This is a genomic window from Hymenobacter sp., assembly GCF_031398885.1.
GTDB lineage: Bacteria > Bacteroidota > Bacteroidia > Cytophagales > Hymenobacteraceae > Hymenobacter.
Genome location: NZ_JANNOD010000059.1, coordinates 1 through 23,732, shown reverse-complemented (window position 1 = coordinate 23,732; position 23,732 = coordinate 1). Strand labels below are relative to the sequence as shown.

At 62.7% G+C, this 23,732-nt stretch carries 20 protein-coding genes; 17 read left to right on the top strand and 3 right to left on the bottom strand.

Going from position 1 to position 23,732, the window contains the following annotated elements:
- Nucleotides 1-129: 129 nt before the first annotated feature.
- Nucleotides 130-900: an SAM-dependent chlorinase/fluorinase gene (locus RMO51_RS12120; RefSeq protein WP_310394966.1), complete on the bottom strand. Its 771-nt coding sequence runs from the start codon at nt 898-900 to the stop codon at nt 130-132.
- 128 nt (nt 901-1,028) lie between these two features.
- Here RMO51_RS12120 and RMO51_RS12115 point away from each other — a divergent pair, with 128 nt between their 5' ends.
- The 12 genes from RMO51_RS12115 to RMO51_RS12060 all read left to right on the top strand — a co-directional run bounded on the left by RMO51_RS12115 (nt 1,029) and on the right by RMO51_RS12060 (nt 13,379).
- Nucleotides 1,029-2,123, top strand: coding sequence for a PhoH family protein (locus RMO51_RS12115; protein WP_310394964.1), 1,095 nt, complete (start codon nt 1,029-1,031; stop codon nt 2,121-2,123).
- A 97-nt stretch (nt 2,124-2,220) separates the two neighbouring features.
- Nucleotides 2,221-2,658 carry a GNAT family N-acetyltransferase gene (locus RMO51_RS12110; protein ID WP_310394962.1) on the top strand — a complete coding sequence of 146 codons (438 nt, stop codon included), beginning with the start codon at nt 2,221-2,223 and terminating at the stop codon, nt 2,656-2,658.
- Between the two features lie 94 nt (nt 2,659-2,752).
- Nucleotides 2,753-5,023, top strand: a complete 2,271-nt coding sequence (locus RMO51_RS12105; protein ID WP_310394960.1) for a ComEC/Rec2 family competence protein — start codon at nt 2,753-2,755, stop codon at nt 5,021-5,023.
- A gap of 242 nt (nt 5,024-5,265) precedes the next feature.
- Entirely contained in the window at nt 5,266-6,072 is an 807-nt protein-coding gene (locus RMO51_RS12100; protein WP_310394958.1) for an enoyl-CoA hydratase/isomerase family protein, read from the top strand.
- A 128-nt stretch (nt 6,073-6,200) separates the two neighbouring features.
- Nucleotides 6,201-6,680, top strand: coding sequence for a sterol desaturase family protein (locus RMO51_RS12095; RefSeq protein ID WP_310394956.1), 480 nt, complete (start codon nt 6,201-6,203; stop codon nt 6,678-6,680).
- A gap of 48 nt (nt 6,681-6,728) precedes the next feature.
- Nucleotides 6,729-7,628 (top strand): MerR family transcriptional regulator, encoded by a 900-nt coding sequence (locus tag RMO51_RS12090; protein ID WP_310394955.1) that lies wholly within the window; start codon nt 6,729-6,731, stop codon nt 7,626-7,628.
- Between the two features lie 216 nt (nt 7,629-7,844).
- Entirely contained in the window at nt 7,845-8,396 is a 552-nt protein-coding gene (locus RMO51_RS12085) for a sigma-70 family RNA polymerase sigma factor (RefSeq protein WP_310394953.1), read from the top strand.
- Nucleotides 8,397-8,555: 159 nt separating this feature from the next.
- On the top strand, nt 8,556-10,037 hold the full coding sequence (locus RMO51_RS12080; RefSeq protein ID WP_310394951.1) for a phytoene desaturase family protein: 1,482 nt from the start codon (nt 8,556-8,558) through the stop codon (nt 10,035-10,037).
- A gap of 86 nt (nt 10,038-10,123) precedes the next feature.
- Nucleotides 10,124-10,966 (top strand): phytoene/squalene synthase family protein, encoded by an 843-nt coding sequence (locus RMO51_RS12075; RefSeq protein WP_310394950.1) that lies wholly within the window; start codon nt 10,124-10,126, stop codon nt 10,964-10,966.
- Nucleotides 10,967-11,210: 244 nt separating this feature from the next.
- The gene (locus RMO51_RS12070) at nt 11,211-11,681 is read left to right on the top strand and encodes a hypothetical protein (RefSeq protein ID WP_310394947.1); all 471 of its coding nucleotides are present in this window, start codon (nt 11,211-11,213) and stop codon (nt 11,679-11,681) included.
- Nucleotides 11,682-11,779: 98 nt separating this feature from the next.
- Entirely contained in the window at nt 11,780-12,631 is an 852-nt protein-coding gene (locus RMO51_RS12065) for a 4-hydroxy-3-methylbut-2-enyl diphosphate reductase (RefSeq protein ID WP_310394945.1), read from the top strand.
- Between the two features lie 73 nt (nt 12,632-12,704).
- Nucleotides 12,705-13,379 carry a fatty acid desaturase gene (locus RMO51_RS12060; RefSeq protein WP_310395207.1) on the top strand — a complete coding sequence of 225 codons (675 nt, stop codon included), beginning with the start codon at nt 12,705-12,707 and terminating at the stop codon, nt 13,377-13,379.
- A gap of 7 nt (nt 13,380-13,386) precedes the next feature.
- Here RMO51_RS12060 and RMO51_RS12055 read toward each other — a convergent pair whose 3' ends face one another.
- Nucleotides 13,387-13,740, bottom strand: a complete 354-nt coding sequence (locus RMO51_RS12055) for a heavy metal-associated domain-containing protein (RefSeq protein ID WP_310394943.1) — start codon at nt 13,738-13,740, stop codon at nt 13,387-13,389.
- A 95-nt stretch (nt 13,741-13,835) separates the two neighbouring features.
- The gene (locus RMO51_RS12050; RefSeq protein WP_310394942.1) at nt 13,836-16,217 is read right to left on the bottom strand and encodes a TonB-dependent receptor domain-containing protein; all 2,382 of its coding nucleotides are present in this window, start codon (nt 16,215-16,217) and stop codon (nt 13,836-13,838) included.
- Between the two features lie 860 nt (nt 16,218-17,077).
- Between RMO51_RS12050 and mraZ the strand changes: the two genes are divergently transcribed.
- From mraZ to RMO51_RS12025, 5 genes are all read left to right on the top strand, one after another.
- Nucleotides 17,078-17,551 carry a division/cell wall cluster transcriptional repressor MraZ gene (gene mraZ / locus RMO51_RS12045; protein ID WP_310394940.1) on the top strand — a complete coding sequence of 158 codons (474 nt, stop codon included), beginning with the start codon at nt 17,078-17,080 and terminating at the stop codon, nt 17,549-17,551.
- On the top strand, nt 17,548-18,471 hold the full coding sequence (gene rsmH, locus RMO51_RS12040) for a 16S rRNA (cytosine(1402)-N(4))-methyltransferase RsmH (protein WP_310394938.1): 924 nt from the start codon (nt 17,548-17,550) through the stop codon (nt 18,469-18,471). Before mraZ ends, rsmH begins: the two co-directional genes overlap by 4 nt.
- 190 nt (nt 18,472-18,661) lie before the next feature.
- Nucleotides 18,662-19,570, top strand: coding sequence for an FtsL-like putative cell division protein (locus RMO51_RS12035; protein WP_310394936.1), 909 nt, complete (start codon nt 18,662-18,664; stop codon nt 19,568-19,570).
- A complete protein-coding gene (locus RMO51_RS12030; protein ID WP_310394934.1) occupies nt 19,567-22,062 on the top strand; it encodes a penicillin-binding protein in 2,496 nt (831 codons plus the stop codon). The genes RMO51_RS12035 and RMO51_RS12030 overlap by 4 nt, the downstream gene beginning before the upstream one ends.
- Before the next feature lie 64 nt (nt 22,063-22,126).
- Nucleotides 22,127-23,599: a UDP-N-acetylmuramoyl-L-alanyl-D-glutamate--2,6-diaminopimelate ligase gene (locus RMO51_RS12025; RefSeq protein ID WP_310394932.1), complete on the top strand. Its 1,473-nt coding sequence runs from the start codon at nt 22,127-22,129 to the stop codon at nt 23,597-23,599.
- The last annotated feature ends 133 nt before the right edge of the window (nt 23,600-23,732 follow it).

Sequence of the window (23,732 nt, the reverse complement as noted above, 5' to 3'; positions counted from 1 at the left end):
CCTTTGATAAATATCTGACTAATAACGAACAACGAGCAACTCGTTTACTTCTGGACGACTACTTAAGGCCGCCAGATGGGCAGGCCGTTTTTTTGCTGCTGGATTGACCCAGCCGTGCTCATTTCGCCCCTACTCGCTCGGAAATCGCACGTCCACCTGCGAGTCAAAGTGCAGGCCCAGCAGCTCCGACGCATTGCCCTGGCAGATGCCCAGGCACAGGCAGTCCTGGCTGTTGAACACGGCCACGGCCTCGCCGGGAGGAGCCGCTGAAAAGTGGAGGTGAAGCTCCCGCACCACGTCGCGGCCAAAGTGCACGGCGAAGCCCCGGCCGTGGCCCACGGCCTCCACGGCGGTGCGCGAAATGTTGGTGACCAAGTTGCCGTAGTGGTCCACGTGGGCCACGTGCCCGGTGATGCGGTGGTCCTGCAAGCGCAGCTGGCGGTTGTTGAGCTGGTGAAACTCCGTCACGACGGGGCCGAGGCTGCGCAGGGGCTCGCCCTGGGCCAGGGCCACGGCGGCGGGCAGCAGCACGTCGCGGGTGGGCGAGGGGGTGATGGCGGCCGGCAGGGCCACCAGCTCCTCGGGGGCGCCGTGGCAGAGCAGGGCCAGGATGCCGTTGTCGCCGGTTACGAAATAATGTCCTTCGTGCCGGGCCGCCTGCCAGCCCGGCTCGGGGCCGGCGCCGTGGTCGTCGACGCCGATGACGTGGACGGTGCCCGCCGGAAAATCCCGAAACACGGCCCGGAGAACGTGAACGGCGTGCGCGATGTTGAAAGGCTCGACGCCGTGGCTGATGTCGACCACGGCCGTGGCCGGGGCCAGTTGCAGCAGCCGCGCCTTCAGCGCCGCCACGTAATGGTCTCGGTAGCCAAAATCGGTCAGCAACGTAATCAAGCCCATGCCCCCGTTCGGTAATTTTTTGTAGTATTGTTAGCCCGCCCGGACCAGGGCAAAAGTAGCCGGTTTGGGCGGATGGGCCCGTCTCTTTTTTGGTGTTTCCTTCGCTTTCTTCCCCCCAATCTCCCCACTTGGTCGAAAAAATCATCACCCTCGAAAACATGTCTCTGGTCGATTTCCTCGGCCCCGACAACCAGAATATCCGTCAGTTAGCCGCGGCCTTTCCGGGTTCGAAAATCATCAGCCGCGGCAACGAAATCAAAATCCAGGGCCAGACGGAAGTCATTGCCCGCATCAACGACTTGCTCTCCTCGCTCATTGAGCACTACCACCAGTACGGCCAGATTACCGACAAAACCGTCAACCAGTACCTTTCCGCCACCAGCGAGGAGGCCGAGGGCCGGGTGCTGGCCGCCTCGCCCGACGTCATCCTGTTCGGGGCCAAGGGCGGCGTCATCAAGGCCAAAACGCCCAACCAGCAAAAGCTGGTCGACACCGTGATGGCGCACGATTTGACGTTCACGCTGGGCCCCGCCGGCACCGGTAAAACCTACATTTCGGTGGCCCTGGCCGTGCGCGCGCTCAAGAACAAGGAGGTGAAGAAAATCATCATCTCGCGCCCCGTGGTGGAGGCCGGCGAAAGCCTGGGCTTCCTGCCCGGCGACATGAAGGACAAGGTGGACCCCTACCTGCGGCCCATCTACGACGCCCTGGAGGACATGATTCCGGCCGAAAAGCTGAAGTTCTACCAGGAAAATAAAATCATCGAAATTGCCCCGCTGGCTTACATGCGCGGCCGGACCCTGAACAACGCCTTCGTGCTGCTCGACGAGGCCCAAAACACCACGCCGAGTCAGATTAAGATGTTTCTGACCCGCATGGGCCCCACCGCCAAGGTGATGGTGAACGGCGACCGCAGCCAGATTGACCTGCCCACCCGCCAGAAATCGGGACTGATGCAGGCCCTCGACATCCTGCGTAACGTGCAGGGCATCGGCTACGTCGAGATGACGTCGGAAGACGTGGTGCGCCACCGGCTGGTCAAAGACATCGTGGAGGCTTACGACCAGTACGACAACGAGGAAATGAACCGGCAGGCTCTGCAAAATGGCAGCGGCCCGCGCCGCGACGAGCGCCACGAGCGCCGCCTGCGCGAGCAGCAGGAGGCCAGCCTCGGCCTGCTGCCCGAACCGGAGCTGCCCGTGAACCAGGAGCAGCCGTTGTAATCAATGGATTCAGAAAAGGCGCGAACCACTGTTCGCGCCTTTTTTTGTGCTTTATCTTTTCGTTACGATTAAACGCGCCCTGCCGCCTTATCGCCCCATGCCCGCCACCGCCTTCCGTGTTACCGACCTGCGCGACCTCGACGCCGCTTTCACCATCCGCGAACGGGTTTTCCAGGAGGAGCAGGGCGTGCCCGCCGCCAAAGAGCACGACGAGCACGACCGCCGCGGCGCCCGCCACTACCTGGCCCGCGCCGCCGACGGCACCCCCGCCGGGGCCGCCCGCTGGCGCGAAACCAACCACGGCGTGAAGCTGGAACGCTTCGCCGTGCTGGCCGATTTCCGCAACCAGGAAATAGGAGCGGCCCTGCTGCACGCCGTGCTGGCCGACGTGCAAGCCGAGCTGCCGGACGCGGTAGTCTACCTCAATGCGCAGCTGCGCGCCATTCCTTTTTACGAGCGGCACGGGTTCAGGAAAGAAGGAGAAATGTTTGAGGAAGCCGACATCCAACACTATAAAATGGTACTGGCGCGGTAGCGCAGCGTAGTGCTTCGTCTCGGGGAGAGGTAAGCAGGGAGCTTTCTGAAGAAAGACCTACATTGCCAGTTCATTACCCTCCCTGTTTCTGCCGATGATTGCCTGGGCGACCTTTCCTTTCGTGCGGTATACGCCCGCGCTGATTATTGGTATTGAGGCCTACCTCCACCTTGGGGAGGCCTGGCCAGAACTGTGGCCCTGGGCCGCTACGCTGGCGGTGGTGGCCGTGCTGCTCATTGCCTGGGCCCGCCGCCAGCAGGGCCCGGTGGCCACCGACGCGGCCGGGGCCCTGGCGCTGCTGGCCATTGCCGTGCTCGGGGCCGCTCTCACCCAGCGGGCCACCGAAAGCCGCCGGGCCGACCACCTGTTTCGCTTTGCTGGCCAAGTAGAATGCTACCAGGCCGTGGTGGACGACTACACCGTGGTGCGGGCCGCCACCTACGCCACCACGCTGCGGGTGCGGGCCGTGCGCGTGGCGGGCCGCTGGCGCGCGGCCCGGGGCGGCGTGCGGGTGTCGCTGCCGCGGGTGGCGGGCGTGGGCCAGCCGCGCTACGGCGAAGTGTGGCTCGTCCGCGGGCACCCCGACCCGAGCAAGCCGCCGCTCAACCCCGGCGAGTTCGACTACCGCCGCTACCTGGAATACCGCCAGGTGTACCACCAGCAATACATCCACCCCGACCAATACCGCACGCTGCGGCTGCAGCCGCCCAACATTTTGGTGGCCATTAGCATGCGGGTGGCGGCGCGGCTCGATGGGGTGTTCCGCCACTACATCACGGCCAAGCGCGAGTACGCCATTGCCTCGGCCCTGGTGCTGGGCATGAAAGACGACGTGGACGTGGCCACCAAGCAGGCCTACACCGCCACCGGCACCACGCACATCATGGCGGTGTCGGGCTTGCAGGTGGGGCTGCTGTTCGCGGCCATGTCGTGGCTGCTGCGGGGGGTGTTTGGGCAAATGCGCGGGTTTCGGCTGTGGTCGGCGCTGGTGGGGCTGGCGGTGATTTGGAGCTACGCGTTTCTGACGGGCCTGTCGGCGTCGGTGCTGCGGGCCACGGTCATGTTCACGGTCATCATCGTCGGGCGGGCGCTGGAACGGCAGGACTCCATTTTTAATACGCTGGGGGTGGCGGCTTTTTTCCTGCTGCTTTTCAACCCGTTTCTGGTGGCCGACGTGGGGTTTCAGCTCTCGTTTCTGGCGGTGCTCAGCATCGTGTACCTGCAGCCCAAAATCGCGCAGTGGCTGGACGTGGAAGCGTACTGCTACGCCCGGCGCCGGCCCTGGCAGCCCAAAGCGCAGCAGTGGGGCTGGCGGGGCGGCGGCTGGTTTCTGGACAAAGTCTGGCAGGCCACGGCGCTGTCGTTGGCGGCGCAGGTGGCCACGTTTGGGTTGGGGCTGTTTTATTTTCACCAGTTTCCGCTCAGCTTTCTGTTTTCCAACCTCGTGGCCGTGCCCATTTCCAGCGGGGCCGTATACGTGGGCCTGGCCTTGCTGGGGCTGAAGGGAATAGCCGCCGGCTTGGGCGCGCTGCTGCCCGCGGGCGCCGCGTGGTGGCTCGACCTGCTGCCCCGCGCCGTGGCCTGGGTGTTCGAGGGAATGGTGTGGGCGTTCAACGAATACATCTTTTTCATTAGCCGCGTTTTTGCGGACTGGGTCATCCGCGAAATCCACGTGTCGGCCCTGCAAACGGTGTTGCTTTTCGGCCTCATCGGCGCGGGCCTGGCCTGGGTCAGCACCCGCCGCCTGGTGTGGCTGCGCGGGGCCGCGGCCCTGCTGGTGCTTTACGCCGGTAGCCGCGTGGCCGAAGCCCACGCCGTGGCCCCCACCGAGGAATTCATCGTGTACAGCATCCCGCGCCGCTCGGCGGTGGGGTTCTGGCAAGGCGCGGCGGCGGAGTTCGTCACCCCCGATTCGCTGCCCCTCACCGAAACCGAGCGCACCTACCGCCTGCTGCCGGGCATCATTCGGCGGGCGGCCCGGCGCACGGCCTACCGCGTGGGCTGGCAGGGCGCCACCGTGCCCGTGCAGCGCCTGGCCGACCCGGACAGCGCCAACGAACGGCTTTTTTTGCGGCCCGGCCCCGTGGTGCTGGCCCAGTGGCGGGGGCTGCGCATTGCCTTCGTGGCCAACCGAATTTCCGCCGCCACCCGGCCCGTGCCCGTCGACGTGCTGGTGCTGCGCCGCAACGCCCGCCTCGGGCCCGAAACCGTGGCCGCCGTGTTTGGCCCGCAAGTGCGGGTGGTATTCGACTCCAGCTGCAAAATTTGGTACGTGGCCCGCCAGGATTCCGCGCTGCGGGCCCGGGGCTTCCGCACCTGGGACGTCACGGCGCAGGGCGCGTTCCGGTGCCCGCCGCCGGAGTAGTAGCCTCCGGTATGCGCATTTTAGCTCGGTTCGCAGGCAACCCTCCTGCCCATCGGAGCCGAGTTGAGCCCATTCGTCCAGCCGCTTGGCCACCGGTTGGTTTCGGCGGTTTGACCGGCCGTTTGGTCGAGCCCAGCAGTCCGACTGCGCGTTTTTTGCGTTAATTGCCCACGAGGATGCCACCATTTCACCCTCTCGGGCATCCTTGCCGTACCCATCCGTCCGCGCCGCCCCCGCCTCCCATGGAAAACCTGCTCACTCCCGAACTCGAAGCCCTTCGCTACATCCGCTACGCGGTTGAGGACCGCATCGGCTACATTACCCTCAACCGCCCCGACAAGCGCAACGCCCTGAACGCCGACGTGGTGACCGAGCTAAAGCAGGCGTTTGAATTCGCCGAAAACGACGAGGCGGCCAAGGTCATTGTGCTGCGGGCCGCCGGCGACGTGTTCTGCGCCGGGGCCGACCTGGCTTACATCCAGGACCTGCAGGGCTTTGGCTACACCGACAACCTGGAGGACAGCACCCACCTCATGCAGCTCTTCCACCAGATTTATACCCTCAAAAAAGTGGTTATTGGTCAGGTGCAGGGCCACGCGCTGGCGGGCGGGTGTGGCCTGGCCGCCATCTGCGACCTCACCTTTGCCGTGCCCGAGGCCAAGTTTGGCTACACCGAGGTGAAAATTGGTTTCTTGCCGGCTATTGTCAGCGTGTTTTTGCTGCGCAAAATCGGGGAGGCCCGCACCAAGCAGCTTTTGCTCAGCGGCGACGTAGTGCCGGCCCAGGCCGCGCTGGACATGGGCCTCATCACCTTCCTGGCCAGCAAAGAAGAGCTGGCGCAAAACGTGCGCACCTACGCCCAGCGCCTGTGCCGCGAAAACTCGGCCCAGAGCATGGAAGTAACCAAGGAAATGCTGGCCCACCTGCCCGAACTGGGCCTGGAAGAAGGCCTGCGCTACGCCGCGCAGCGCAACGCCGAAGCCCGGGGCTCGGAGGATTGCCGCAAGGGCATCGCCGCTTTTCTGAACAAGGAAAAAATTGGCTGGTAGGGCGAAGAGAACATTTCTTCGTGGCCTGAAAAACCCAAGCGCCGTCCAGCCCCCGTAATTGAGGAGGGCCGGACGGCGTTTCAGCATGGGTTTCCAAACATCCCTTTCCCCACCCCGGTTATCCCCGCATGAGCATATTGGCCGCCATTGGCATTACCCTTGCTACGTTCGGATTCATGGAATTCTGGGCGTGGTTCATGCACAAGTTTGTGCAGCACGGGCCGCTGTGGTTTCTGCACCGCTCGCACCACGTGCGGCACCCGCACCCGATGGAGCGCAACGACCTGTTCTTTTTGATTTACGGGGGGCTCTCGGCCGCCCTTTTCATTACCGGCGGCAACGGCGGCCGCTGGTGGTTCTGGGCGGGCCTGGGCATTGCGGTCTACGGCACGGTTTATTTTTTCGTCCACGACGTGCTGATTCACGGCCGGCTGCGCTTCTGGAAAAAGTCGCAGAACACCTACCTGCGGGCCCTGAACATGGCCCACAAAACCCACCACAAAACCGGAGGCCGCGACGGCTCGGCGGAATTTGGACTGCTGTGGGTGTCGCCCAAATACTGGCAGCTCGCGCGCCGCAAGAAGGCCCCAAAGCAGGAAAATGCCTAAGCAGGTATCCATCAAGTATTATCCTTTAGGCAGCTATTTTATTTCATAATGGGTAACTTCTCCATCAGCGACTTGGAGCAGCTTTCGGGCATCAAGGCGCACACTATTCGGATGTGGGAACAGCGCTATGGCCTGCTGCATCCCGTGCGCACGGCCACCAACATTCGCACCTACAGCAACGACGACCTGCGCCGTCTGCTCAACGTGACCACGCTCTGTGCCCGGGGGCAGCGCATTTCGCAGGTGGCCCGGCTCAACGACGCTGAAATGAAGGAGGCCGTGCTGGCCTGTTGCGACGACGCCCACGACTACCACCTGCAAGTGAATGCCCTGCTGGCCGCCATGCTGGAGCTGGACGAGCCGCGCCTCGACCAGTTGTTCAGCGAGGCCGCCCACAGCCTGGGCTTTGAGCAAATGATGCTCTACGTGGCCTATCCGCTGCTGCAACGCATCGGGCTGATGTGGCTGGCGGGCACCGTCAATCCGGCGCAGGAGCACCTGCTGGCGCACTTGCTGCGCCAGAAAATGCTGGCCGCCACCGACGCCCTGCCCGGCGTGTCGCCCACGGCCCGGCGCTGGGCCCTGTTTTTGCCGGCCGAAGAACTGCACGAACTAGCCTTACTCTTCATGAACTACGCGCTGCGGGCCCGGGGCCAGCACACGTTGTACCTGGGCCAGAACCTGCCCACGGCCGACTTGGAAACGGTGCACGAAACTTACCAGCCCGACGTCGTGGTGGCGGTGCTCACTTCGCAGCCGGAGCGCGCCCGCGTGGCCGAATTCGCGCGCGAAGTGGCGGGGTATTGCCCGGGCAAGCTGGTGGTGCTTTATGGCCCCCTGGCCCGGCAAGAAGGCCTCGTGCTGCCAAAGAACTGCGTTTCGCCGGAACTGATGACCGACTTTCTGGCGCTGGTGGCCGAGTTGGAAGCCGTAGCCGTAGCCGCCTGAGCGGGTGGTTGGGCCGGAGAGGGGGCGCTGCGCTTCACAAAATAATAACGCGGAATGATGGCTGCCCGAAGCAGTAAAACGTTCGCACGGTGTACCTTGACACGCTTGCGGAAGAGGAGAGGACCGCGCCAGTCAAATTATTTTTGAGCGGCGCAGTCTCTTTTTGTGGCGGGCTCGTATATTTGTTTAACAATCGGCCACGAAAAGCTAAACAGCATGACCTCGCTCGAATTCACCTCGCAAGTGCAGAAGATTTCGCTCACCCTCCGGCCCGCGGCCATGAACCTGACGCGGGACGCCGATGATGCCAAGGATTTGGTGCAGGAGACCCTCCTCAAGGCCCTGCTCAACAAGGATAAGTTTAAGGCCGGTACCAACCTGAAGGCGTGGTTGTACACCATCATGCGCAACACCTTCATCAACAACTACAACAAGATTACCAAGCGCAGCTCCAACATTGATTCGACGGAGTATTTCCAGTATTTCAACACCGACCAGAACTACATCACCCACAACGGCGCCACTTCCGACTTTGTCGTCCGCGACATCAACGAGGCCATTGCCGGCTTGGGCACCGATTACCGTACGCCGTTCATGATGTACTACATTGGCTACAAGTACATGGAGATTGCTGAGAAGCTGCAAATTCCCATTGGCACCGTCAAAAACCGCATTCACATTGCCCGCAAGGAGCTGAAATCAGCATTGCAGGTGTATGCCCCCGTGGGTGCCTCGGTGGCTGACCTGAGCGAAACGGTTGAAGACTAGCCCGCTTGCTTATCCACTTGGCCGCCGGCCTTGCTGCTGCACTTGCGGCGCGGGGCCGGCGGTTTATTTTGTGGCCGGGTCCGCGGCGGGCACGTGAACGCCACGCTGCCGCTACGAAACCGGCCTTTCCATCCAAACCCTGACTAGTTAACTTTTCCGTTGCAAAACAAGAATCCTAAACAGGCGATAGTTATTGGCGCCGGCTTTGCGGGCCTGGCCGCGGCCACCACGCTGGCCCAGGCCGGCTGGCGCGTCACGGTGCTCGAAAAAAACGAGAGCCCCGGCGGCCGCGCCCGGGTGTTTGAAGCCCAGGGCTTCACATTCGACATGGGCCCGAGCTGGTACTGGATGCCCGACGTGTTCGAGAAGTACTTCGCCCGCTTCGGCAAGCAGGTGTCGGACTATTACGAGCTGCAGCGGCTCGACCCCTCGTACCAGGTGATTTTTAAGGGCCCGGAAGCGGTGGACATTCCGGCCGCCATGAGCGAGCTGCGCGCCCTGTTTGAGCGCTACGAGCCCGGCAGTGCCGCGCGGCTCGATGCCTTTCTGGAGCAGGCGGCCTACAAATACAAGGTGGGCATGAACAAGTTCGTGCACCTGCCGGGCCGTTCCGTGCTGGAGTTTGCCGATTGGGAAGTCGTAAGCGGGGCTTTCCGCCTCGACCTGCTGCAAAGCATGCACACCCACGTGGCCAAGTACTTCCGCAGCCCGCAGCTGCAGGAGCTGGTGGAGTTTCCGACCTTGTTTTTGGGCGCCACGCCCCAGAACACGCCCGCCCTCTACTCACTGATGACCTACGCCGACCTGGCCCTGGGCACGTGGTACCCCAAGGGCGGCATGCACAAGATAGTGGAAGGCATGGTGCAGCTGGCCCGGGAGTTGGGCGTGGAAATCCGTTGCAACGCGGAGGTGCGCGAGATTGTGGTGGAGAACGGCCGGAGCACCGGCGTGCGCACGGCGTCCGATTTTTTTGCTGCCGATGCCGTGGTGGCCGGCGCCGACTACCACCACATCGAGCAGCAGGTGCTCAAGCCCGAACACCGCCACTACGACGCGCGGTACTGGGCCTCGCGGACCATGGCGCCCTCGTCGCTGCTGTTTTACCTGGGCGTGAACAGAAAGCTGGACAAGCTGCGGCACCACAACTTGTTTTTTGATGAGGATTTCGGCCGGCACGCGCATGAGATTTACGAGCAGCCCCAGTGGCCCAGCCGGCCGTTGTTCTACGCTTCGGTGCCCAGCAAAACCGACCCCACGGTGGCGCCCGAAGGCCAGGAAAATTTGTTCCTGCTCATCCCCGTGGCGCCGGACCTCACCGACGACGAGGCGACCCGCGAGCGGTACTACGACCGGTTGATGGACCGGCTGGAGCGCCATTGCGGCCACGGCATCCGCGACGCGGTGGTGTACAAGCGCAGCTACGCCCACCGCGACTTCGCGGCCGACTACCACAGTTTTAAGGGCAACGCCTATGGCCTGGCCAACACCCTGAAGCAAACAGCCAACTTGAAGCCCACCCTTAAAAGCAGAAAAGTTGGTAATTTATACTTCACCGGGCAGCTCACCGTGCCCGGGCCCGGCGTGCCGCCGTCGTTGATTTCGGGGCAAGTGGTGGCGGGAGAAGTGTTAAAAGAGAATTAATAATTGATAATTAAGAATTAAAAATTAAGTGCGTCCGGCCATCCAGACGATTCTTAATTCTTAATTCTTAATTCTTAATTCGTCAAATGGACCACGTAAAACTGTTCACCGATACCAGCCTGGCGTGCAGCAAGCTCATCACGGGGCGCTACAGCACCTCCTTTACGCTTGGCATCCGCACGCTCGACGAAAAGCTCCACCTGCCCGTGTACGCCGTGTATGGGTTTGTGCGATGGGCCGACGAAATCGTGGATACTTTTCATGACTACGACAAGGCCGCGCTGCTGGCCGACTTCCGCCGCCAAACCTACGAGGCCCTCGAAACTGGCCTCAGCTTCAACCCGGTGCTGCACGCGTTTCAGCACGTGGTGCGCCGCTACGGCATCGACCACGAATTTATCGAGGCCTTTTTGCACAGCATGGCCCTGGACTTGGAGGACCAGAACTACCACCCCGGCCTCTACAACGAATACATCTACGGCTCGGCCGAAGTAGTGGGACTCATGTGCCTGCGCATTTTCTGCGACGGCGATGCCGCCTTATTTGAGCAGCTGCGCGAACCGGCGCGACGGCTGGGCGCGGCGTTTCAGAAAGTGAATTTCCTGCGCGACATTCGCTCCGACTACGAGGAGCGGGGCCGCGTGTATTTCCCCGGCGTGGTGTACCAGCACTTCAACGACGCGACCAAGGCCGAGATTGAGGCCGACATCAAGGCTGATTTTGAGGCGGCCTACGCGGGCATCGTGCGGCTGCCGCGCTCCGCAAAGCTGGGCGTGTACCTGGCCTATGTTTATTATCTGAAGCTGTTTTACAAGATAAAGCAGTTGCCGGCCGCCCGCATTTTGGGCGAGCGGGTGCGCGTGCCCGATAACACCAAGGTGCTCCTTTTATTGGGGTCATATTTTCGGTACCGTTTGTCGCGCATTTGAGAAATATTTTGAGCACGGCTTTTGCCAAAGAAAACCTGCGTTGGTTTTGTGCTCCGTATTTTCGCCGATTATGAAGATTCCCGGTTCGCTGCTTTTTTTTATTGTGGTAAGCGCTTGCTTCCTTTCTTCCGCGGCCGACTTACGTACAGGTAGAAAGCCGGGGAGGGGCGCCGGGCGGATTTCTACCACGGTGCCCCCTCCCCGGACATCAATTCCCGCTTCCCCCACCTTCGCTAAGAAAAACGTGTCGTCTCCGTACCACCCCGCCACCCTGCGCCGCCACTACGAGCTGGCCGCGGCCGACAAAACCGCCGGCGAAAAATTCTATAAGCTGCTGGCCGATTACAACGACCGCGACGCGCTGGTGCTGGGCTACAAAGCCGCGGCCGAGGCCATCCGGGCCCGCGACGCTTCCATGTTCAATAAGCTGACTTACGTGCAGAACGCCGCCCGCACGTTCGAGCAAGCCGTCGGCCTCGACCCGGTGAACCCCGAAATTCGCTTTCTGCGCTTCTCCGTAGAAAGCAACCTGCCCGCGTTTTTGGGCTTGAGCAAGCACGTGGACGAAGACAAGGGCCTGCTGCTGACAGCGGCCCTCAGCCACCCTAAATCGGGACTGGACAGCGAGGCCTTCCGCACGGTGCGGGACTTTTTGGTGGAGCGCGGCCACGTGAGCGACGGCGACGCCCAGCGACTGAACAAGGTCCGGGACTAGCGCGCAAACCGACGCGGGCGGGGCAGCCGTAGTTTTCATCCGCCCGAAAACGCGGTGGGGCGTAACCTTAACCGCGTCTGCGCGGTTTGACCTCACGTATGGCTCCTTTGCACCTCAGCGTTCGCATCGACCCCAACTCCGGCTTCTGCTTCGGCGTGATTTACGCCATTCAGATGGCCGAAGACTTGCTTGATGAGCAAGGCTACCTCTATTGCCTGGGCGACATCGTGCACAACGACGAAGAGGTCCAGCGCCTGGAAGCCCGCGGCCTGCGCATCATCTGCCACGAGCAGCTGGCCGAGTTGCGCGACGAAGCCGTGCTCATCCGGGCGCACGGCGAGCCGCCGGCCACCTACCAGATGGCCATGGCCAACAACCTGACGCTGATTGATGCCAGCTGTCCCGTGGTGCTGAAGCTGCAAAACCGCATCAAAACCAGCTACGATAAGCAGGAGAAAATCTTTATTTACGGCAAGCACGGCCACGCCGAAGTGCTCGGCCTCCTTGGCCAAACCAGCGGCAACGCCGTGGTGTTTGAAAACCTGCCCGAGCTGCTGAGCCACGAGCTGCCCGAGAACATTACCCTCTACAGCCAGACCACCAAAAGCACCAACAGCTTTTACAACATCAAAAACGAGCTGGAGGGCCGGGGCTACCAGGTGAATGCCAACGACACCATCTGCCGGCAGGTGAGCAACCGCGACAAGGACCTGCGCCGCTTTGCGGCGCAGTTTGACCAGATTGTGTTTGTATCGGGCACCAAAAGCTCCAACGGCAAGGTGCTGTACCAAGTGTGCCTGGAAACCAATCCGCAAACGCATTTCATCTCCAACGTGGGCGAGATTCAGCCCAACTGGTTCCAGCCGGGCCAGTCGGTGGGCATTTGCGGGGCCACCAGCACGCCCATGTGGCTGATGGAGCAGGTGCGCGACCGGCTTCTGGCGCTTTAATCATTCGGCATTCGGCGTGACCCCCACCGTTTCTTTTACCTCAGCCAAGAAAGTTGCCCCTGCTTCGGTCGGTATAACCGGGGCCGCCGTGGCGCTGGTGGTGCTGGTGGCGTGGGGAAGCCTGTTGGCGTTTCTCCTCAAATGGTACCGCCCTGATTGGCACAGCCCGGCGCCCTACTTGCTGGCGCTGCTGCAAACGCACCTCTACACCGGCCTTTTCATCACGGCGCACGACGCCATGCACGGCGTGGTGAGCCCGAACCGGCGGCTGAATAATGCGCTGGGCACCCTGGCTGCCGGCTTGTTTGCCTTCAACTGGTTTCATGGGCAGCTGCCCAAGCACCACGCGCACCACCGCCACGTGGGCACCCAGGACGACCCGGATTACCACGACGGCCACCACCCCGGCTTTCTGCCGTGGTTTTTGCGCTTCGCCTGGAACTACGTGACGTGGTGGCAAGTGCTGCTGATGGCCGTGACCTACAACGTGTTGAAGCACTACTTTCCGCAGGCCAACGTCGTTGCTTTCTGGATGGTGCCGGCGGTACTGGCCACGCTCCAGCTCTTCTTCTTCGGCACCTATCTGCCGCACCGGGGCGAGCACGCGCCCGAAAACCCGCATAAGGCGCGCAGCCAGTTTCGGCACCACTTGTGGGCTTTTGTGAGCTGTTATTTTTTCGGCTACCACTACGAGCATCACGACCAGCCCTACCTCCCGTGGTGGCGCCTGTGGCAAACGAAAAACTGACCGCAGGCTAGTGTACGGCGTTGGTTTTCTTGCAGCAGTCCGGGAGCCGGCCGTAGGCGCGGGCATCCGCTGGTTGGTCGTCAGCGTCGTAGCCGGTTTTCTGAACCGCAGTGCGCAAGGCGGCCGGGGTGATTTTGTCGGGCCGGTAGGTTACGCTCAGGACCTGGCTGGCTACGTCAAGGTTAGCGCTTTGCACCCCTTTTTCGTAGGCCATGCTTTTTTCGAGGCGGGCTTTGCACATGTCGCACACGGCGGAGGTTTTGAATTGGGTGGTGGCAGAACCGGCTTTAACGGGCGTGGTTTGCGCGTGGGCGCCGCCGCTCAGCAGCGCCAGTGTCGAGAGGGCGAGGAGGAATTTCATGGATTGAGTCAGAAGAAGGATGCTAATCAGCGGCAACAACAAAATTGCTGCTGAAAAAAGTTGATTCAGGAACAGCAAACGGAACGAGCCAGGTGCTACTCGATGCGGTAGCGCAGGCCCGCGTAGCTAAGGCGGCCGTACACCGGGCCCCACACCATGGCCGCATCAAAATCCCGGCCAAATGGGTTGGTCGCGCCTTCGATGGGGTTGAGCTGGCGGTAGTTGGTCAGGTTCTCCACGCCCGCGTACACCTCCAGGCGTTTGAACCCGCGGGTGATTTGGGCGTTGAGCAAGGCATAACGGGGGGCCAGTTCGGGGTCGTATTCCAGCCCGGTGCCGTGCTCGTGCTCGCTGGTGATGTGCGCCAGCGGGCGCTGCCCAAACCACTGCACCGTGAAATCGCCCCGCCACTTGTCGAAAGCACTGGCGTAGCCCAGGTTCACGAAAGCGCGGTGGGCCGGGGTGAGGGGCTTGGGCAGCAGCACGCCGTCGTAGGTGGTGCGCACGTCGAGGTACTTGTAGGCGCCCTTCATCTGCAAGCCTTTTACCGGTTCCAGCTGCACCTCGCCCTGAAAACTGCGGGCAAAGGACCGGCCCGTGGGCTCCAGGTTGTCAACACTCAGGATGCGCGGGGCCGTGTACATGTTCGCCACCACCTGATTGTCAAACCTGGTGTGGTAGTAGTCGACGATGAATGTGGCCGGCCGGCCCAGCGCCGTGAAGTACTGGGTGGCGCTGCCGCCGAAGTTCCAGGCCCGCTCCGGCTGCAGGTTGGTGGCGACGACGAATTCGCGGGCGCTGGCCAGCAGGGCGGCGTTGTCGGCAACGGGGTTGGCCACGCGGAAGCCCCGGCCGGCGGCCCCCCGCAGCACGGTGTTTTTGGCCACGTCGTATTTCAGGTTCAGCCGGGGCGTCACCTGCCAGCCGTAGAGGTTGTGGCGGTCGGTGCGCAGGCCGGCCACCACGGTTAGGTTGCGGCTGTTCTGGTAGGTGTATTCGGCGAAGGCGCCGGGCACCAGCTCCCGCCGGGTGCGGTTTTCGCGGGCGTACGCGTCGGCCGGGCTTTCGAAACTGTAGCGGCGGCCGTCGCTGAGCAACTCCTGATAATCGTCGTACAGGAAGCTCAACCCGGCGCGGTACACGTGGGCCGTGTTGCCGAGGACGCTTTGAAACAGCAGCGTGCCCAGCCCCGTGCGTTGGGTGCCATCGTAGCGCCGGATGGTGCGCTGGGTCAGCTCGTTGCCCTGCGGGTCTTGGCCGCTGCGGTAGCCGTACGAATACTTGGAGGCAAAAGCGTGGTTGGTGCCGCTCAGCAGCAAGCCCAGGCTTTGGAAGGGCCGGGAGGGCCAGGTGTACGACGTTTTTGCGTAGCCCGTGTAGCGGGTGGTGGCCTGCGTGGTGCCGTAGTGCTGCGCAAACGCCCCGTCGCCGGATTCGCGGAAACCGAGCTGCCCGCCCTGCCGGGTTTCGCGCAGGGCGCCCACGCCCACTTCGCTCACCAGCCCGCGCCCGGACAAGTACTTCCACTTATTAAACGCGTTGAACTGCGTGGCCAGCGGCAAGTCCAGGAAACCGTCTTTGTTGCGGTCCACGCGCCGCCCCAGGTGGTCGGAGTGGAGCAGGAGCACGCTGCTCCATTTCGGGCTGAGGCGAGCCGAGGAGTTGAGGTTGACATCGAATTTGCCCAGGTCGTTGCCGTAGACGTTGAATAGCAGCTGGTCCGTTTTCTCGGGCTCCTTCAGCTTCACGTTCACCTGGCCCGAGATGGCCTCGTAGCCGTTCACCACCGAGCCGGTGCCCTTGATGATTTCGATGCTCTCAATCCAGGGCCCGGCCAGATAGCCGAGGCGGTACGGGGCGGCCAGCCCGCGCAGGGCCGGCTGGTTGTCCACGGTCAGCAAGGAATAACTGCCGTCGAGGCCCAGTAATTGGATTTGCTTGGCCCCGGACACGGCGTCGCTCGTCGTCACTTCCACGGAAGCGTTGGTTTCGAAGCTTTCGGCCAGGTTGCAACAGGCCGATTTGGTCAGGTCCCGGGCCGAAATCACCTGCACGTTGGCTGGCGTGAGGGCCGAGTATGCGGGCCCGCGGGCCGTCACGGTTACTTCACCCAGCTCCTGGCCCGCGCGCAGCGCCACGCGCAGGTACGGCGCGCCGGTGGCGGGCACGGCCAATGTGTCGGTCCCGTAGCCCAGGGCCTGCACCACGAGGCGGGAGGCGGCCCGCGCCGGCCGGGCCAGGGTGAAGTTACCCCCCGCGTCGGAGACGGCCGTGATGGCCGGCGCGGTGGCGTCGGGGGTGTCAGGCAGCCAGCGCACCAGCGCGCCGGGCAGGGGAGTGGCTTTGCCGGCTTCCGTGATTTCACCCCGCACCGGGGCAATGGTTGCCGACTGCGCCCGTACCCGGCCGGGTAGCAGTCCGGCCAGTGAGATGATAGTAAAAAGAAGCGGAGTGAATTTTCCGCAAGGGGGTCTCATATCGTCTGTAAGTTAAGAATTTCCGAAACAAAGGCCGCCCGCCGCAGCGTCTGTCACGTCCCGTTGTTGCGGCAAGGGCTGCGTCAGAAACCCCTAGGCCACCAGGGTACAGCCAGACGCCAATGGCCCTCGTCCGCCTCGCGGTGGCGCTGAATCGGCGGCAAGCCAGCGCGGACCTGGCACCAAGGTGCCTCCGTAAACTGCTAGCGGCCACGCAATGGTGAGCGTTGCAATCGCCAGTAATTCGTCCGGCACCGGTACAGTAACCTGTGCAACCGGTTCGTGCGCTGACGCCGAAAAGTTGTGTGTGTGGCTACTTTAATCACCGCAATTATTTTTTAGTAACTGAATTGGCTGTAATTAATTGATTGAAACAACTTAGCAAACTTGCGTGGCCTTGCACGGCCATTTCTATGTCCCCCGCGCTGCGGCCAATCATTCGGCAGGAAGCCCAGCTCGCTGCACCGTGAGACCCACCGAGGCGGTGAACGCCTGTACGGCTAGTAACGGGCTGATGAAGCGACGGGGAATGGAATGAGAAGCCATAGCTAAAGCAAAGATACGGCCGGGCCAGGGGCGAGGCGTACCGAAAAAAGGGTGTGGAGGGTGCAGCATCCCGTCAAAATCAATTTCCTCTCCACCCCCTCGGTAGGGCTCCCGTTGTTCTGCCACTTTGGCAAAAACCACCCTGTTCAATCGACTAGATGACCCGAATTTCTTGTCAATCAGGTTAAAAATGGCCTTATGCTACCGTGAACGCGGTTTTGTATTTGTGGTAAGAAATGGTAAATCGTGGTTGATTTATAAATGCCTTCCCGTACATTTGCCAGTGCCGCTCCCGTTCATCCGGCGGCCTGCCCATGAATCTGTTGTCCGGCGAATACGAATGCAAGCTTGACCCCAAGGGGCGGCTTGTGTTGCCGGCCAAAGTGAAGGGCAATTTGCCCGAGCAGTCGGGCAACCAATTGGTGCTGGTGCGCGGCTTCGAGCCCTGCCTCGTACTGTACCCCCGGGCCGCGTGGCGCATCATCCACGAGAAGGTGATGGCACTGGACGAGTTCAACGAGGAATACCGGCAGTTTCAGCGGAATTTCTTCCGGGGCATGACCGAAGTAGAGCTTGACACCATCAGCCGGTTTATGTTGCCGCGCAGCATGTTACGCTACGCTGGCATTGAGAAAGAGGCCATCATCGTGGGCCTGGGCAACCGCTGCGAAGTCTGGGACCCGGCCCGCTACGACGAGTTCCTTATCAAGGACCAGCAGAGCTTTAGCAAGCTGGCGCAAAAATTTTTATCGGTCGAAACCCCGCCGCTCGGCGGCGCCGCGGCGTGAGCGAGTACGGCAACGATAGCGCCTACCACCGCCCGGTAATGCTGGCCCAGTGCCTGGCCGCGCTCGACCTGCAACCGGATGGCCGCTACGTCGACGTCACGTTTGGCGGCGGGGGCCACTCGTCCCGCATCCTGGAAAAGCTGACCACTGGCCACCTCTACAGTTTCGACCAAGACGCTGATGCCGAGGCCGAAGCGCATAAGCTGGCGCGGCCCCAGTTTACATTTGTAAAGGCAAACTTTCGGAACTTAGCGGTTGATTTGCAGCAGCTTAATGCCGTTCCCGTGGATGGGCTGTTGGCTGACCTGGGCGTGAGCTCGCACCAGTTCGATACCCCGGAGCGGGGATTTTCCACGCGTTTCGACGGGCCGCTGGACATGCGCATGGACCCCGACGGCCCCCTCACCGCGGCCGACATTCTCAACGACTACCGGGAAGCGGACCTGCACCGCATTTTTGGGATGTACGGCGAGGTGACCAACGCCCGCACCCTGGCTAATACCGTTGGTGCTGCCCGCCGGGGCCACCGCCTCGCAACCATTGCGGAACTCAAGCTAGCCATCCAGCCGTGCACACCGCGCGGCAAGGAGAACAAGTACCTCGCTCAAGTATTTCAGGCTCTGCGTATTGAGGTGAATCAGGAGATGCAGGCCTTGCAGGAGATGTTGCTGCAATCGGCCGAGGTGCTACGGCCCGGCGGGCGGCTGGTTGTGCTCAGCTACCACTCGCTGGAAGACCGGCTGGTGAAAAATTTTATCGGCAAGGGCAAGTTTTTTGGCGCCGTCGAAAAGGACTTCTTTGGCAATGAGAGCAAACCTTTTGAGGCGGTGAACCGCAAGCCCGAAGAAGCCGACGCCGCTGAAGTGGCTCTGAACGGCCGCGCCCGAAGTGCTAAATTGCGGGTTGCGGTGAGGAATTAAAAATTAAAAATGAAGAATTAAAAATGAGCCCTTGCTTGAATGTGCTTTCTGTTTTGATAAACTCCCGGAGTACCATCTGTGCTGCCCAGGCGGCAACTGGTGGGGCTGGGGTGGCCAGTGAGAAAATGGGCCATGTTAAGCTAAGCGCCTGTCCTTTAATCTTTAATTCATAATTTTTAATTAGAGAAAAATGGCCACCAACACGCTCAAGCCTTCCGACGTTCCGCGCCGGGCCAACGTGCCCCGCGAGGTGCCGGCGCCCGAGCCGCTGCCGGAAGCCGTGGTGGCGGAAGTGCCGGTGGCCGAGCCGGAGCCAATCCGTGCAAAGCGGCCCCGCCGACCCGTGGCGCCCGCCCGCCCCCGCAGCTCATGGAGCCTGTTTTCATTGCTGGACCGCGTCACGAGCGTGGACGGGCTGTTTCGGGAGGGCTTGCCGGTGCGCTACCTGCCGCACCTGCTGTTTGCGATGCTGCTCACGCTGCTCTACATCGGCAACACCCACTACGGCAACCGCATGAACCGCAACATTCAGCGCCTCAAGCAAGAAACCGAAGACTTGCGAGCCGACTACACCACGCTGAAATCGGACTACATGGAAGCCAGCAAGCAGAGCGAGGTGGCCCGCAAAGTGGCGGCTTTTGGGCTGGTCGAAAGCTCCTCGCCGCCCTTCCGCATCACGGTGCCCGCCGGCCACCTCGACGCGGCCGAACTGGAGCTGATGCCCGTGCTCACGGCCGACACGCTGGCCGCCCGCGCCGCCCGCGACTCCGCCGCGGCGCAGCGAGCCGACGTGCTGGCCGGCCGGCGGCGAACTGCTCCCAATGGCGCCGACGTGGACGCCGGTCCGGAAATCATCGCCCCGCCCCAGCCCCTGAACGGTGACACCGTCGCCCGCGAAGCTCCGGTGCTGCGGACTGCTCCGGCGCCCCGCGCTGCATCGTCGTCGGCTAGCGCCGCAGCTCCCAGGCCCGCGGCGAATAATCAACAGAGAAAGGCTCGACCAGCTAAGCCCAACAGAAAAGGGAAAGCACAAAAAAGTATAAGTTCGCCCAAGAGTAAAGTAAAAGCTAAGCAGGGCGTTAAGCCTCATTCCCGATGAAAGGCAACGTTAAGAAGTCGATTGTGACGCGGGTGCGGCTGGCCTTTCTGGGGGTGGCGGTGTTTTCGTGCGCCATTTTTTGGAAGGCCACTAAAATCCAGTACCAGGAGGGCAATAGGTGGCGCGCGCTGGAGCAGGAGCGGCGCATCAGCTACCAGCCGGTGCCGGCCACGCGCGGCAATATTTACTCCGATAACGAGAGTATTATGGCCACGTCGCTGCCGTTTTACCGGGTGGCCTGGGACCCGGGCGTGGTGGACGACGCCGTGTTCAAGGCCGGCGTGGATTCGCTGGCGTGGCACCTGTCGCATTTTTTTGGCGACCGCAGCGTGCAGGAGTACCGCCGCCGCCTGGTGAACGCGCGCCGCGCCAAAGAGCCGGCTTTGCGCTACATCCGCCTCAACTCGCGCCAGATTAATTTTCAGGAGAAGAAAATGCTGGCCCACTGGCCAATTTTCCGGGCCAAGCGGAACCGGGGCGGGGCCATTTTTGAGAAGGTGGACAAGCGTTTTCGGCCTTTCGGTGGGTTGGCCCAGCGCACCATCGGCTTCGTGAACGAGGACCGGCACGGCGCCGGGCTGGAGTACACTTTTGAGCAGAGCCTGGCGGGCAAGGCCGGCGAGGCGCTGTTTGAGCGGGTGCCGGGTGGCGTGAAGCCCGTGTACGACGGCACCGAGGTTAAGCCCCTGCCGGGCTACGACGTGAAGACGACGCTCGACATCAACCTGCAGGACGTGGCCGAAAACGCGCTGTACAAATCCCTGGTGGACAACAACGCCCAGTATGGCTGCGTGATTCTGATGGAAGTGGCCACCGGCGAAATCAAGGCCGTGGCCAACCTGGGCAAGGCCTCGGACGGCACGTACAAGGAGGACTACAACTACGCCTTTGCCGACCAGGGACGAACCGAGCCGGGCTCCACTTTCAAGCTGGCTTCGATGATGGCCCTGCTTGAGGCGCGGCCGGAAATTCAGCTCGACGACATCGTGGACACTGGCAACGGGCGGATGCTGGTGGGTGGGGCTGTGAAGTCGGACTCGCACGGCTACGGCCGCATCACGGTGCAGCAGGTGTTTGAGAAGTCGTCGAACATCGGCGTGGCACGGCTGGTACACGAAAACTTCGCCAAAAACCCTTCGGAGTATACTGATTACCTGAAGAAGTTTGGCCTGGACAAGCCGCTGGGCTTCCAGATGACCGGCGAGGCGCGGCCTTACGTGAAGGACCCCACCGACCGCAGCTGGAGCCGCACCTCGCTCACCACGATGAGCATCGGCTACGAGCTGAAGCTGGCGCCCCTGCAAACGCTGGCGCTCTACAACGCCATTGCCAACGGCGGCGTGAAGGTGCAGCCGCTCATCGTGAAGGAAATCAAGCAGGCCGACAAGGTGCTGCAGCGCAACGAAACCAAGGTGCTGAACCCCAAAATTTGCACCGACGCCACGCTGGCCAAGGTGAAGGCCATGATGGAAGGCGTGGTGCAGGAAGGCACGGCCCGCGGCATCAAGCCCAAGGACTACACGATAGCCGGCAAAACCGGCACGGCCTGGAAGTTTAAGAACGGGCAGTACACCAAGACGTATTCCACCAGCTTCTGCGGCTATTTTCCAGCCGACAAGCCCAAGTACAGCTGCATCGTGGTGGTGGACTCGCCCCGCAACGGCCGCATCTACGGCGCCGACGTGGCCGCGCCGGTGTTCCGGGAAGTGGCCGACAAGTGCATGGCCCGCGACCTGCTCAGCCAGCGCCCGCTGCTGGCCAAGGCCCGGTTGAACAAAAGCCGCGTGCCCCTGGTGCGCGCCGGCATGCAGGATGAGCTGGCCCTGGTGTGCCAGAAGCTGGGCCTGGCCGGCAACACCCAGGCCACGGGCGGCGAAGAATGGGTGCGGGCCGCTTCCGACACGGCTTTTCGCGCCCGCACGGTGGCGCTGGTGGTGAACCCCGTGCGCACCGGCCGGGTGCCGCAGGCACGGGGCCTGACCCTGCGGGATGCGTTGTTTCTGCTCGAAAACCGGGGCTTGCACGTGCGCGCTTCGGGCACGGGCCGGGTGCGCGAGCAGTCGCTGCCGGTGGGGGCGCCCATCAAGCGGGGCGAGGTTATTGCCCTGACCTTGGCGGAAGTGGGTCCGCGCCTGGCCGCGCCCCAAGCCCTGCCCGAGCCCGAGCACACCGACCTGGCCGAGAACAAGTTATTGACCCCCGCCGACCCCGAGCCGCTGGCGAAGCCACTGGCCACAAAGCCGTTCGCTACCGCCGCCAAGGCCCGGGCAATGGCGCCTGCCCGCAGCAAACCGGCCGCTGCTGCCCGCATCGGCCCCAAGGGCGCAGCCAAGCCCGTCAGCTCAGCTACCCGGCCGGCCCCGGCCAAAGCCAAGGGGGCGGCCCCGGCCGCCAGCCGCGCCGCCGCGAAGACCAAAGCCGCCGCCAAACCAGCACCCAAGCATTCAAAAAAGCCCACGGACCCGGCCAAACCCGTCATCCGCCGCGCCTAACGCCCTTTTGCCCGTCAGCGCATTTGGTCTGAAATATTGCTACCAAAGCCTGACCGCTCGACTAATGATTTCCCTGCCGCTCTTTTCCCTGCTCACCGACGTGGTCGTGCTCGCCCAGCACGGCCCTACCGACGTGGCCATCACCGGCCTCACGCTCGACTCGCGGGAGGCGGCGCCGGGCGTGGCGTTCTGCGCCTTGCGCGGCACGGCCACCGATGGCCACAAGTTCATCGAAACCGCCGTGGCGCAAGGTCTGGCTGCCGTCATCTGCGAAGAGCTGCCGGCGGTGCTGAATCCGGCCACGGCTTACGTGCGGGTGGCCGACAGCGCCGTGGCGCTGGCCCACGTGGCGGCCGCCTACCACGGCCACCCGTCGCGGCAGCTGCAATTGGTTGGCATTACGGGGACCAACGGCAAAACCTCGTGCGCGACGCTCTTGCACAAGCTGTTGCGCGAGCTGGGCTACCACGCCGGCCTGCTGAGCACGGTGCAGAACCAGATTGACGAGGAAATTATTCCCGCCACCCACACCACGCCCGACGCCATCCGGCTGAACGCGCTGCTGGCCCACATGGTGGCCGCCGGCTGCACCCACGCCTGCATGGAGGTGAGCAGCCACGCCGTGGCCCAGCACCGCGTCACGGGCCTGCGCTTCGCGGGGGGCGTGTTCACCAACCTCACCCACGACCACCTCGACTACCACGGCACCTTCGATAACTACCTGAAAGCCAAGAAAGCCTTTTTTGATACATTGCCCAAAACCGCCTTCGCCCTCACCAATGCCGACGACAAGCGCGGGCCGGTGATGCTGCAGAACACTGCCGCCCGCCGCGAAACCTATTCCCTGCGCGGGGCGGCCACGTTTCGGGCCAAGCTGGTGGCCAACGAAGTGCACGGCCTGCACCTCGAAATCGACGGCCGTGAAATCCTGTTCCGCCTCATCGGCGTGTTCAACGCCTACAACCTGCTGGCCGTGTACGGGGCGGCCGTGCTGCTGGGCGAGGACCCCACCGAAAGCCTCACCATCCTCTCGGGCCTGACCACCGCGCCCGGCCGTTTCGAGCCGGTGGTGTCGGCCACCCAGCGCGTCACCGGCATCATCGACTACGCCCACACGCCTGACGCCCTGGAAAACGTGCTTCAGACGCTGCTCGAAATCCGCCAGCCGAGCCAGCAAATCATTACCGTGGTGGGCTGCGGCGGCAACCGCGACGCGGCCAAGCGGCCCATCATGGCCAACCTGGCGGCGCGTTTGTCCAATAAAGTCATTCTCACCGCCGACAACCCGCGCTTCGAGGACCCCGACGACATTCTGGCCCAAATGCAGGCCGGGGTTACGGCGCCCGACGCGGCCAAGGTGCGCACCGTGCCCGACCGCCGCGCCGCCATCCGGGCCGCCGTGGAGCTGGCCGGCGCCGACGACATTGTGCTCGTCGCGGGCAAGGGCCACGAGAATTACCAGGAAATTTGCGGCGTGAAAGCGCCGTTTGACGACAAGGCAGTGTTGACCGAAATTTTTCTTCAATTGAACAAATAGAAATAGAACAGTCGTGGGGGGGGGGCGCCCGCCCAAAGACGGGGGGGGGGGTTTTTTTTTTTTATAAGACGCGCGGTGTTGAGGGGGGGGCGGGCGAAAAGGGGGGTTAATATGAATGGGGGTTTTTTATAAT